Origin of the sequence: Neorhizobium petrolearium (assembly GCF_029854435.1) — a bacterium.
Taxonomy (GTDB): domain Bacteria; phylum Pseudomonadota; class Alphaproteobacteria; order Rhizobiales; family Rhizobiaceae; genus Neorhizobium; species Neorhizobium petrolearium.
Genome location: NZ_CP123000.1, coordinates 3,033,726 through 3,045,628, shown reverse-complemented (window position 1 = coordinate 3,045,628; position 11,903 = coordinate 3,033,726). Strand labels below are relative to the sequence as shown.

At 58.5% G+C, this 11,903-nt stretch carries 13 protein-coding genes; 7 read left to right on the top strand and 6 right to left on the bottom strand.

Annotated elements, in window-relative coordinates; genetic code table 11:
- Positions 1 to 23 precede the first annotated feature (23 nt).
- Positions 24 to 1,283 carry an ABC transporter substrate-binding protein gene (locus QEO92_RS15140; protein ID WP_037149517.1) on the bottom strand — a complete coding sequence of 420 codons (1,260 nt, stop codon included), beginning with the start codon at positions 1,281 to 1,283 and terminating at the stop codon, positions 24 to 26.
- A 378-nt stretch (positions 1,284 to 1,661) separates the two neighbouring features.
- Here QEO92_RS15140 and QEO92_RS15135 point away from each other — a divergent pair, with 378 nt between their 5' ends.
- The 7 genes from QEO92_RS15135 to QEO92_RS15105 are packed head-to-tail and all read left to right on the top strand — an operon-like array spanning position 1,662 to position 7,316.
- Positions 1,662 to 2,387, top strand: coding sequence for a GntR family transcriptional regulator (locus QEO92_RS15135; RefSeq protein WP_081952786.1), 726 nt, complete (start codon positions 1,662 to 1,664; stop codon positions 2,385 to 2,387).
- 50 nt (positions 2,388 to 2,437) lie between these two features.
- Entirely contained in the window at positions 2,438 to 3,241 is an 804-nt protein-coding gene (proC, locus tag QEO92_RS15130) for a pyrroline-5-carboxylate reductase (RefSeq protein ID WP_280107443.1), read from the top strand.
- Positions 3,242 to 3,269: 28 nt separating this feature from the next.
- Positions 3,270 to 4,103: a transporter substrate-binding domain-containing protein gene (locus QEO92_RS15125; RefSeq protein WP_227703582.1), complete on the top strand. Its 834-nt coding sequence runs from the start codon at positions 3,270 to 3,272 to the stop codon at positions 4,101 to 4,103.
- Positions 4,104 to 4,105: 2 nt separating this feature from the next.
- Positions 4,106 to 4,891: an amino acid ABC transporter permease gene (locus tag QEO92_RS15120; RefSeq protein WP_227703581.1), complete on the top strand. Its 786-nt coding sequence runs from the start codon at positions 4,106 to 4,108 to the stop codon at positions 4,889 to 4,891.
- Between the two features lie 11 nt (positions 4,892 to 4,902).
- Entirely contained in the window at positions 4,903 to 5,568 is a 666-nt protein-coding gene (locus QEO92_RS15115) for an amino acid ABC transporter permease (protein WP_037149526.1), read from the top strand.
- A gap of 22 nt (positions 5,569 to 5,590) precedes the next feature.
- A complete protein-coding gene (locus QEO92_RS15110) occupies positions 5,591 to 6,367 on the top strand; it encodes an amino acid ABC transporter ATP-binding protein (protein ID WP_037149528.1) in 777 nt (258 codons plus the stop codon).
- 28 nt (positions 6,368 to 6,395) lie between these two features.
- Entirely contained in the window at positions 6,396 to 7,316 is a 921-nt protein-coding gene (locus QEO92_RS15105) for an aminotransferase class IV (protein ID WP_037149742.1), read from the top strand.
- Between the two features lie 100 nt (positions 7,317 to 7,416).
- Here QEO92_RS15105 and QEO92_RS15100 read toward each other — a convergent pair whose 3' ends face one another.
- Genes QEO92_RS15100 through QEO92_RS15080 form a run of 5 tightly spaced genes read right to left on the bottom strand, consistent with a single transcriptional unit; the run spans position 7,417 to position 11,884 of the window.
- Positions 7,417 to 8,142 (bottom strand): hypothetical protein, encoded by a 726-nt coding sequence (locus QEO92_RS15100; protein WP_227703580.1) that lies wholly within the window; start codon positions 8,140 to 8,142, stop codon positions 7,417 to 7,419.
- On the bottom strand, positions 8,139 to 9,173 hold the full coding sequence (locus QEO92_RS15095; protein ID WP_227703579.1) for a zinc-dependent alcohol dehydrogenase: 1,035 nt from the start codon (positions 9,171 to 9,173) through the stop codon (positions 8,139 to 8,141). Before QEO92_RS15095 ends, QEO92_RS15100 begins: the two co-directional genes overlap by 4 nt.
- A 26-nt stretch (positions 9,174 to 9,199) precedes the next feature.
- Entirely contained in the window at positions 9,200 to 10,081 is an 882-nt protein-coding gene (locus QEO92_RS15090) for an ABC transporter permease (RefSeq protein ID WP_227703578.1), read from the bottom strand.
- A complete protein-coding gene (locus QEO92_RS15085; RefSeq protein ID WP_227703577.1) occupies positions 10,038 to 10,805 on the bottom strand; it encodes an ABC transporter ATP-binding protein in 768 nt (255 codons plus the stop codon). Before QEO92_RS15085 ends, QEO92_RS15090 begins: the two co-directional genes overlap by 44 nt.
- A 53-nt stretch (positions 10,806 to 10,858) precedes the next feature.
- Positions 10,859 to 11,884 carry an ABC transporter substrate-binding protein gene (locus QEO92_RS15080; RefSeq protein WP_210057886.1) on the bottom strand — a complete coding sequence of 342 codons (1,026 nt, stop codon included), beginning with the start codon at positions 11,882 to 11,884 and terminating at the stop codon, positions 10,859 to 10,861.
- Between the last annotated feature and the right edge of the window lie 19 nt (positions 11,885 to 11,903).

Genomic DNA, 11,903 nt, shown 5'->3' with positions numbered 1-11,903 from the left:
CGGCGCCCTTTCGAAGAAGAGGATCAGTTGCTGGTGCGCTGGTTCTCCGCGCGCGTCTGCTCGGCGAAATCCTTCATCGTCTCGTCGACCTTGCGTTGACCCAGCGCCATGGCCTCCCACATCTTGTATTCGGTGGAGCGCATCCAGGTCACGACCGTTGAGCGGGCGCGGCCATGGGCGTATGGCAGCGAGTTGATGGCCACATCGATACCCGGCTGTGTTTCTAGCGCCTTGACGGCGACCGGAAGAGCGGCGCTCTTTTTGTTGATCGGCAGATAGCCGGTGGCGGCAAACCAGGCCGCATTGGCTTCCGGCGAGGCGGCGTAGCTGATGAACTTGTACGCGGCGTCTTGGACTTCCTTCGGAGAACTTGCCATGATGCCGATGCCAGCGCCGCCAATCGGGACCGAGCAGACTTTGTTGCAGGGCATCGGACGCACGACGAGATTGTCGCCGATGGCTTTTTTCGAACCGACATAATTGCCGGTCGAATTCATCATGATGCCGACCTTGCCGGCAAGGAAGGCGTCGCGGCCATTGTCCTCATCCGTTACGCCATCGGGCGACGCTACCTTGTGGTGGTTTACCAGCGAAGCCATCCATTGATAGGCTTCGACCGTATTCGGCTTGTCGAGCAAGATCTCGTTCGTGGTCGGGTCGATCAACTCGCTGTCGTTGGCCATGACAAGACCCCAACGGGCAAACTGGCCGGGCGCTGCGATGCCGGAAATCCCTTCGGAACCGAGCTTTTCGCTGATGGTCTTTGCCGCGGCAAGGATGTTATCGAAGGTCTTTAGCGGCGTCTGCGCCGAAAGGCCGGCGCGGGCAAAGATGTCTTTGTTGAAATAGAGGACCGGCGTGGATGAGTTGAACGGCACGACATAGTTCTTGCCGTTAATAATACCGACTTCGCGCGCGTAATCATAAAGGTCGCTCTTAAGCGGATCGGCGTCGAAATAGGGTGTCAGGTCAGTCAGGATATTGTTGTTGGCAAAGAGGCCGTAGCGGGTGATTTCCAAGATTACGGCATCCGGCGCACGGCGCGCCGGGATTGCAGCCTGCAGCTTTGCGACAATATCGTTATAATTGCCGATGAACTCCGCTTCGACATCGATGCCCGGGTTGGCGGCCTCGAACTGGGTGATTATCTTGGCGAGAGCCTCACCCTGACCTTTGTTGAAAGAGTGCCAGAACTTGACCGTTGTGGCCGCGTCAGCCGTGCCGAGCGTGCCGAACAGCGCAAAGACGGTTGCAGCAATCGTAGAATGCAATTTGCGTGTCATGTCTCTCTCCTATGCAAATGAAATTGCAATGGAGGCGGTGTAACTCCGTTAGGAGACAGTTCGGTGAAGCCTTTGTTAAACTTTGATGACGGGCGACTTCGTCGCCCTGTCGAACGTGTGGGGGATGACCGGGAATTTGCATGTTCAACGACCTGCAACGGCGTCCATCCTGTCGCGAAAGACGCCTGTTTGTACATGAAGGGAACCAAACCTGATGGGGCGCGTCATGGCCGATAGCATCGAAGTGACTTGGTGCGGATGAGGCATCGTCTGCAGTTCAGTCGGCCTGCCGACCGCGTCCCTTCAAAAATCGCGTTGACTGCGTAATTTGTCTGTGATTGATTGTTGACAATCGATGAGCAACAAAAAAGGTGTTCGGTGAACGAGCAGGGTGGCCGAGGTTTCATTCGCATTCCAAAGGCGACATTTCGCGCGCACATCGTCGATGGTCTGCGGAGCGCCATCCTGAAAGGTGAAATTTCACCTGGAGCACAAGTCACCGAATCGAGCCTTGCAGAGCAGTTCGGCGTCAGTCGCGGTCCGTTGCGCGAGGCCATGCGCCAGCTGATTGACGAGGGTCTCCTCGTCACGATCCCTTACACAGGAACCCATGTCGTTGAACTGTCCGTGGATGATGTCCGCGAAATCTATTCCATGCGTGTCAATCTCGAAATCTTTGCGTTCGAGCTGGTGTGGGAGAAGCGTGACGAAGCGTTCCGTCAGGGTCTGCTGTCGCGCCAGGCGGAATTGACGCGTTGCATCGACAGTGGCGATGATGTCGCCAGTATTGACGCTGAACTCCAGCTTCATGGCTTTGTCTACGAAGTTTCCGGCCACAAGATCCTGCAAAAGACTTGGGAAAGCATCCGTGGTCGCCTGCAACTCTATTGGGCTGCGCATCATCGAGCACACGGCATCCGTGGGCCCCGCCGCGATGGTCACGACAGTTATGTTGCTAATGCGTTGGGAGAGAGTCTGGATGTGATGCGGACTGAAATCAGGGCGCACATGGCGCGCGGCGGACAGCAGACCGAAGATTTTCTGCTTTCGTCGAACGCTGGCAAGCTGGAGCGGTCGGACGTCCAGGCAAGGGCTACGAGATGACGGACGCCTTCTGTCCTGCTCATTCTGTCTTGATGATGGGATGCGGCAACATGGGCGCGGCGATTGCCGCTGGCGTGTCCGCGCGCATGCCATTGATCGAAATCACAGCCGTTGATCACGATGCCGCGAGGGCGCGGAAGCTTTTGCCCCCCGATAGCCCTGTTCGTGTCCTGCCCAGTGTCGAAAGCCTGGGGGCAAGGGCTTTCGATGTCTGCATCCTCGCCGTCAAGCCGCAACAAGTCGAGGCGGCACTTCAGACGGCGCAGAATAATGTCGCCGGCGCGTTAGTCATATCGATTGCAGCGGGAATCCCGCTTGCGCGGATCAGGGCGCGATCGGATCAGACAAGTCGCATTGTGCGCGTGATGCCCAATCTGCCCGCGACGGCCGCTTCCGCAATGAGCGTAGGCCATGCCGCGCCGGACACGATTTCAGATCTGGATCGAAAGGTCGTCGAAGCTTTGTTTCAAGCCATCGGCCGCTTTTGCTGGGTGGAGCAGGAAAGCGACATTGATCTTGCAACCGGCATCTCCGGCAGTGGACCTGGTTATGTTTTCGCCTTCACGGAGCATTTGCAGCGGGCCGCGGAGCGTATGGGTTTCGCCACTCCCGTCGCCGAGCTTTTGGCGCGCCAAACAGTTGTCGGCGCTGCTCGCCTTCTTGAACTGGATAGCCGCGGCGCACGCGAACTGAAAGACGCCGTCACCAGCCCCGGCGGAACGACACAAGCCGGCCTTTCCGTTCTGGAGGCGGAAAACGGCCTTGCCGAACTGTTGATGAAAACAACGGCGATGGCGGCGAGCCGCGCAACGGAACTCGCAAAATTACACGAACAAGAGCCGCAAAGGCCGTGATCACGTCAAAACCTTAGAGGACGAACAAATGATTACCACACGGAGAACCCTTCTCGCCGCACTGACCCTTGCCCTGACGGGGTTTGCCACATCGGCGTTCGCTCAAGACGCTTCCACGCTTGATCGCATTAAGCAGGACAAGCAACTGCGCATCGGCGTGACCTCCGCTGAGCCTTGGTTTTTCAAGGATCCGATGACGGAGAAATGGACAGGCGTTGGTGTAGCCATGGGCGAGAAATTGGCCACCAGTCTCGACGCGACGCTTGTTCCTGTCGAAACGACATGGGCAAACGCGGTGGCGGCACTTCAGGCCAATCAGATCGATATGATGTTTGTGCTCGATCCCACGGAAGAGCGCAGGAAGGCCATCGATTTCCCGGATGCGCCTCTCTTCTACTATGCCATGGGAGCGCTGGTCGCGGCGGATTCCGCCGCAAAGTCCTGGGAAGACATTGATAAGCCCGGCACGCGCATCGGGGTGACGCTTGGGACCTCGCTCGATAAGAACATCACTGCTATGGCGAAGAACGCCGAAATCAATCGCTTCTCCAGCAATGATGAAGCCATCGCAGCCTTTGCCGCCAGACGCGTCGATGTCGTCGTGCAGTTCCATCCGGCGCTTGTGGTTCAGTATTCGCGTCTGAAGCTCGGCAAGGTCATCTTACCCACGCCCGTCAATCCGGTGCCGACCAGTGCGGGCCTGCGCAAGGAAACGACCCCCGCCTTCCGCAACTGGATCAGCGAGCAGTTCGCCGAGCTCTACAAGAACGGCGTGCCGGACCAGATCTTCAATGGTTACCTGAAGTCGAAGAACATCGATCCCGCCGGCATTCCGGGCCTGGTCAAGGAAGCGTGGAAATAGCAATGAGCGAGAGGGGAGGGCAAGTCCTTCCCCTTAAGCCTCCTGCCTTCGTCACCAGATCAATCGCCGGGAATGCGCGCCTGGCGGTTGCGGCCCTGCTCCTTGCAAGGAACCTCAGTCTCATGAGCTATCACTGGGATTTTTCCGGGGTATGGTCCCGCTGGGACCTGCTGCTGACCGGACTCGTGAACACGGTCAAGATCGCCGGCATCTCGATCGTCCTTGGCGTCATCGTCGGGCTGCTGCTGGCTTTCATGAAGCTCTCGCCCCGACGGTTCCTGTCCGTACCCGCCGCCGCCTTCATCGAGTTCTATCGCAATACGCCGCCGATCATCCACTTCTTCTGGTTCTATTACGCCCTGCCGGTGCTGGCCAATGTCAGCCTCAATCCCTTCGTCGCGGCAGTGCTTGCGCTATCCACGCAGTCGGGGGCCTTTTATGCGGAAGTGTTTCGCGGCGGCATCGTGTCGATCGAAAAGGGCCAGTGGGAAGGTGCTCGGGCGCTCGGCATGCGGCATTCGCAACTGATGCGCCGCATCATCCTGCCGCAGGCCATGACGAGAATGTTTGCGCCTTTCGTGGAGCGCTCCTTCGAGCTTACCAAGACCACGGCGCTCGCCTCGACGCTGGCCTATGCCGACCTCCTCTACCAGGCCATGCTGGTGAATAGCGAAACCTTCCGCCCGCTTGAGGTCTACACCACCATTGCCCTGATGTACGTCATCCTGCTTGTCACGGCCAGCGCGCTTGCCCGTGTTGCCGAAGCACGCCTGACGGCCTATCGCTGAGGAGCCGCAGCATGGATTACCAGTTTGATTTCGTGCTTGTGCTTCGAAGCCTGCCGGTTCTGTTACGAGGGCTGCTCGTCACCGTCGAACTCTGGGTGCCGAGCGTTTTCATCGGCCTGTGTGCGGGCTTCCTGCTGTCGCTGGCGCGGCTGTCGAAATCGCCATGGCTGAGGATGCCGAGTCTGTTCTACATCGAGCTCTTTCGCGATACGCCGGTACTCATCCAGTTGATCTGGTTCTTCTACGCGTTTCCGATCATCATCGGTGTGCAGCTGTCACCTTTCGCCGCGGCGCTGCTGGGCCTGGCGCTGAACACATCGGCCTATTCGGCAGAAATCTTCCGGGGCGGCATTCAGTCGATCGCGCAGGGACAGTGGGAAGGTGCGCGTGCGCTTGGCATGCGTCATTCAAAGATATTGCAACGCATTATTCTGCCGCAGGTCTTCAAGCGCATGCTCCCGGCCTTCACCAACCGGGCTATCGAAGTCGCGAAGATGTCCTCGCTTGCCTCGGTACTGTCGGTGCATGAACTGATGTACCAGGGGCGGCTGCTCAGCTCCACCTACTATCGGCCGCTCGAAATCCTGACGACCGTGGCCTTCATCTACTTCGTCCTCATCTATCCCGGCACCTGGCTTTCCGCGCGTCTAGAGCGGCGCCTTGCGGCGAAGGCCTGATGTTTCCAAGGAGAACCCCGCCATGACCGAGCCCATTCTTCGCGTCACCGATCTGCAGAAGTATTTCGGCGATCTGCATGTTCTCAAGGGCATCGACTTTTGCGTCGAGGCCGGTGAGCGCATCGCCATCATCGGCGGCAGCGGCTCCGGCAAGAGCACGTTTCTGCGCTGCCTGAACTTCATGGAAATGCCAAGCGGCGGCACGATTGCGCTGGACGGCAAGCCGATCGGCAAGCCCCATGGCCCGGACGGCGCCCGCCGTTATCCCGAATCCGAGCTGTGCACGGTGCGTGAGCGCGTCGGCATGGTTTTCCAGCAGTTCAATCTGTTTCCGCACATGACCGTGCTGGAAAACGTGATGGAGGGGCTGCTGACCGTCAAGGGCATGAGAAATGCTGCAGCGAGGGAGAGGGCCGTGCGCGAACTCGAAAAGGTGGGGCTCGGCACCAAACTCGATGCCTATCCCGGCAAGCTGTCCGGCGGGCAGCAACAGCGTGTCGCCATTGCCCGCGCCCTGGCCATGGAGCCGGAAATCCTGCTGTTCGACGAGCCGACCTCGTCGCTGGACCCGGAATTGGTCGGAGAAGTTCTGCGTGTCATTCGCCAGTTGGCCGATGAGGGGCGCACCATGCTTCTCGTCACGCATGAGCTGGGCTTTGCCTATCACTTCGCGACCAAGGTCATTTTTCTGGCTGACGGCGTGTTTCATGAGGTGGGCACGCCCGATGATGTTCTGAAGAACCCCCGGCAGGAACGAACGCGCGCCTTTCTCGAACGCTTTAGCGAATTCGGATTCTGAATCCGGATAACTTACAAGGAATATGAACATGAATGCAGTTGCCGCCAGCAATACCAGCTCCCAGGGTTACGTGGCTGACCACCGCAACGATAATGTGCTGATCTACCTGAACGGCGAATTCTTCAAGCGCGACGAGGCCAAGGTTTCTGTCTTCGATGCCGGTTTCGTCCTGGGCGATGGCGTTTGGGAGGGCGTTCGTCTGGTGAACGGCAAGATCATCGCCCTGGATGAACATCTCGACCGTCTTTACGAGGGGGCCAATTCGATCCAGCTCGACATCGGCATGACCCGCGAGGAGCTGGCCGAGGCCCTGTGGCAGACCTTCCGAAGAAACGACATGACGGACGGTGCCCATGCACGCGTGATGGTGACGCGCGGCAAGAAGAAGACGCCGAATCAGGATCCGCGCTTTGCGATGGGACAGGCCACAATCGTGATTATTGCCGAGTTCAAGATCCCGAAGCCGGAATCCAAGTCAAAGGGTCTCTCCTTGATGACCTCCACCATCCGCTGCAGCACGCCAGATGTGTTCGATCTGCGGCTCAACTCCCATAGCCGCCTGAACTTCATTCACGCGCTCATTCAGGCAATCAATTGTGGCGCCGACGAAGCGTTGATGCTCGATCCGCATGGCTTTGTTGCCAGCTGCAATTCCACCAATTTCTTCATCGTTCGCAGTGAAGAACTGTGGACTTCGACGGGCCGCTACAATTTCAACGGCATCACGCGCAAGAAGGTGATCAAGCTCTATTCGGACGCTGGGCATGTGGTGCGCCAGAAAGACTTCACGCTGGCGGAAGTCTATAGCGCGTCCGAAGCATTCGTGACCGGAACGCTTGGCGGAATAACACCGGTCACGCGTATCGATGGTCGTCATGTCGGCAATGGGCAACCCGGTCCGGTCACGCAGCACATCGCCGATCTCTACGCCGCTTACATCAACGGCTGAGACCTGGTGTTTTGAGTGGTCGAACCGCCATAACCGCAACTCGTCGGCCAGCTGACCGGGGGGCGAGGGCCGCGGTCAATTGGGCATAAAGGAGCAGTGCTCAAGATTCAAAGCGACGCGTGAGCTGAGAGCTTGCGGCAACGGCTGTGCGATCAGAAAGAAGTGAGTTGTCGGGATATGCGACCACAAGATCGAATAGCTCATCGCGCAAGGATTTGCACGGACGCAGGAGGTCAAGAGCCGTCTCGCTGATCGAGGCGTGAGCGCTTTCCAATGTCTCCCGGCATAGGCCGTCGGCGATAACAACCACATTATAGGTGGTGTCATCGGTCTCAGCATCTTGAGCAAAGACTTCATACGGCTGGTTCGGCTCCGCAAGGCCAATGATAAAGCTCAGTAACGTCCCGCTCGCAACCATGTCGCTCAGTTTCCTGGCGAGTTGCAAGCCGGCATTCTCGGCGCGCGTTCTTTTTACCGAATACGCCTGAACCAGGGTGCTGCGGCCGATACCGCGACCGCCCGAAGCCAGCTTGTTTGCTGGAATTCGCAGCACATTCGAAAAGTGCCGGCGCATCTTTGCCGACCAGACGGTCGGGTTCTTGACCAGATCCATGTAGGCCGGGTGTTCGATGGTGCGCAGATCCGTGAGTTCATAAAGCGTGAAGTAGCGATTTTCAGGCTCCAGAAAAGACGCGTAGCGCCGGGCGCGCAGCATTCCGGGTGTCGTCAGCCTTTCAGGCACGTGCTCGAATGTGTGCCAGGCCTCGTATTCCTCGGTCATGGCGCTGGGATAATTGTTCCAGAGAGCCAGAAACGCGCCGCTCATGCACCGCCTCCGATCTGCAGAACGACCTTGGTGGCGACGCGCTGATGGGCAACCCTGAAGCCGGTCAAAGCATCCGCCAATGGCAGCCGGTGCGATATCAGTTTGCTCATCATCACCTGATTGGCCGCAAGAAAGGCGATCACTGCGTCCCAGTCCTCAGCCGGAGCGCGGTAGGAGCCGCGGATTTGCTGATGCATCCTGACGAGTTTGACTAAGTCGATCTCCGCCGGCTGGGGATGAATTCCGACGACCGTGAAGATGCCGCGTTTTTTGAGATACGGAAGTGTTGCTGACACGAGGGCGGGCACGCCCGCTGCTTCGATGATGGCATCGAAGGGCGACAGTTTTGAAAGCGTCTCGTCAATAGTGACATGCTTTGTGTCGACCAAGTATTCGAAACCGATCGCGCGAAGCGCTGCCAGCCTCGGCTCGTCATCGCGCCCCATGACGACCACGTCGGCACCCTTGGCACGTGCCAGGACAGCGATACCTTGCCCGATGAAGCCCGGCCCAATCACCAGGATCTTCTGCCCAGGACGGACATCTGCCGTCGCGACAGCTTCGGCGCAAACGGTCATCGGCTCGGTCAGCGCGGCTATACCCATATCCAAATTGTCTGGAAGAGCATGGCAGTTGCTATAGGGGACGCAGACGAATTGGCTGAACGCACCATTGCGACTTATGCCAAGGCCTTTTCGATTGCTGCAATTATCCTCATCGCCGGCAAGGCAGGCGGCGCAAGTGCCACACGTCGTCGAGGGCCGAGCGGTGATGCGCCTGCCGATCAAGGCTGGTTCGAGCCCGTCGCCGACTGCCGTAATCGTCCCTGAAAACTCGTGCCCGAGGGTGACTGGCATAGCGCTTTGCATCGACTCGTACCCGGCCGTCCATTCCGCGATATGCAGGTCGGTGCCGCAGATCCCAGCGGAATGGACACGAACGAGAACTTCGCCCGCCGGGACCAGGTCCAGTGTCTCAACCGTGCGCAACTCCACGCCGACGCCGGGCCGGACTTTTTGCAGTGCCAACATCTTGGTCTCTCCGGAAGTCGAGGGGGCTAACCGCGCCAGCTCAAGAAATGGCGTTCAATCTGGCCGATGATGAAGTTCACGATCAGGCCGAGTACAGAAAGTATCGTGACACCCGCAAAGAGCTTTTCGAGATCGTAAAGCGAGCCCGCTTCCAAAATATAGGAGCCGACGCCGTATTGCGCGCCAAGCATCTCTGCTGCGACCAGAAGGATGATGGCAATCGAAATCGAGACGCGCAGGCCGGAAAGAATGGCTGGGAAGGCTCCAGGAAGCACGATCTTGCGAACGATCGACCACCAGCTCAGACCAAAACTCTGTCCCATTCGCACCAAGGTCCGATCGACGTTATCAACGGCGCCGTAGGTTGCGACGACTGTTGGCGTAAAGGTTCCAAATGCGATGAGCGCATATTTCGACATCTCATCAATGCCGAACCAGATGACGAAAAGCGGCAGCAAGGCGATTTTCGGAATGGGAAAAAGCGCCGCCACGAGCGGCACGAGGCCGGCACGCACATAGCTGAACAGACCGATAAAGACACCGAGGGAAATGCCGACCGCGATACCGAGGGCTCCGCCGATGAAGAGGCGCTGCAGCGATGGCAGAAGATGCCGCCAGAGACCGCCGGTCTGCCAGAGCTGAACCAGTGTTTCGAAGACCGCGGAAGGACGGGGCAGGGTGAGGTTCGAGATGAACCCGGTGCGCGTGCCGATCTCCGCGATGAGCAGCAACGCCACGAAAACGGCGAGCGCCATGCCGCGTACGGGCGTCGGTGAAAAGCCGCCCCCACGAAACGGAACATGCTTTACGGATTCGTTCTTTGGCTCCGCCCCAACTGTAGATTGTGTTGAAACCAATGTTACTTCAGACATCGGCCAATTCCTTGTCGGCAGCCATTGCTTCTTCACGCATCAGCTCCCAGAGCTGCTTCTGCTTTTCCTCGAGAACCGGGTCGCCGAGGTGGCGATCCGCCAGCGGAATATCGATATCGACAATTTCGCGGATACGTCCCGGCCGACGGGAAAGGACGATCACACGGTGACCAAGCCGGACAGCCTCGTTCAGGTTGTGCGTGACGTAGACCGACGTGAACGGCTGGCGCGTCCAAAGCGAGACGAGGTCGTCCATGAGCAGTTCACGCGTCTGGCTGTCGAGCGCCGAAAGTGGTTCGTCCATCAGCATCACTGCTGGGCGCACCGCCAGCGCGCGGCTGATGGCGACCCGCTGGCGCATGCCACCCGACAATTGCTTGGGGAGGGCGTGACGGAAATCCGAAAGGCGGGTGCGTTCCAGCACGTCCGCGACGATCGCGTCCATCTCGTTGCGCTTCAGCCCATGATCCTCGAGGACCAGCTTGATGTTGCCCTCGACGGTGCGCCAAGGCAGCAGAGCGAAGTGCTGGAAAACATATGTAAGCGGGTTGAGACAGTCGCTCGGCGGCTGACCCACCTGAAGGACTTCACCCGCGCAGGGGCGCTCCAGCCCGCCGAGAAACCGCAGCAGGGTGGACTTGCCGCAGCCGGAAGGTCCGATAAGACAGGCGATCTGGCCTTGTGGAATGTCGAGCGAGATGTCGCGTAGAACTTCCACGGCGCCGTAGTGATGAGTGATGTTCTTGAGCTTCAGATCCATAAGGGGTCCCCACCGGAGGCTCTTTTTGGGCCTCCGATATTGTTGCAAGCCGATCAGATCGTCTTGACGTAGGACGTATCGAAGAGCTGTTCGTTGCTGATGGCGTCTTTGACCATGTCTTCCGACTTGAACCATTCCAGCTGTTCGACGCAGCTTTTGAGCGACAGAGCCAATCCCTTGTTAATGCGCATCGCACCTTCGATCAGGTTCTGCTTGGCAACGTCGTACGGGCTGTCCTTTTCCACATATTTGTGGACGAGCTTCGCCACAGCGTCGCGCTCCTCGTCGTTCGACGTCTTATCCACGAAGGCGCCGTTGTAGTCATCGATCGCCTTGGCGTAAGCCTTGATGAAGGATTCCGTCAGCGATCGGTTGTCCTTGGCGTTCTTCGTCGAGGTAAAGGCTGTCGTGACCTGATAGTCAGGCGCATAATCGGATACGATGCCGATCTTCTTGGCAGCGCCTTCGCGGATCATTTTGTTGGCAACGTTCGCCTGGATTGCCCAGGCATCGATCTGACCGGTTGAAAGCGCGCCGACGATGGCGCCGAGCTTTTGCAGCGGACGCAGCTGGATATCAGCGAGCTTGATGTTGTTGGCGGCTGCGATCTTGTGCGCCATAAAATGAAACGACGAACCTGCGGTGGTAATTCCGAAGCTCTTGCCTGCCAATTTCGAGGGGTCGGTCAGGCCAGCGTCATACGCTTTGTTGGATGCCAGAATAACGGCGCCGACAACGCCCTTTTCTTCCGTCAACGCACCGCCGACGACCTTGACCGCGTCCTTCTGGGCGAGGCTAATCAGGCCACCGCTCATAGCGGTAACGCCGAACTCGGCATCGCCGGATGCGATCGCCACAGCCATTGGCTGCGCGGCTTCGAAAAACTTCAGTTCGATGTCGAGGCCTGCATCCTTGAAGTAGCCGCGCTCGTAAGCGATGAAGCTTGGCGCATGGCTGGCAAGACTGAGGACCGCGAGATTGCGCCTGCTTGCCGCGCGGGCCGGAATCCCGAAAGCTGCTGCGGCGCCCGCAGCTCCCATGGTTAGAAGTGCCTGGCGACGGTTCAAGGTTAAATTCATCTTGGAAATCTCCTCCTAT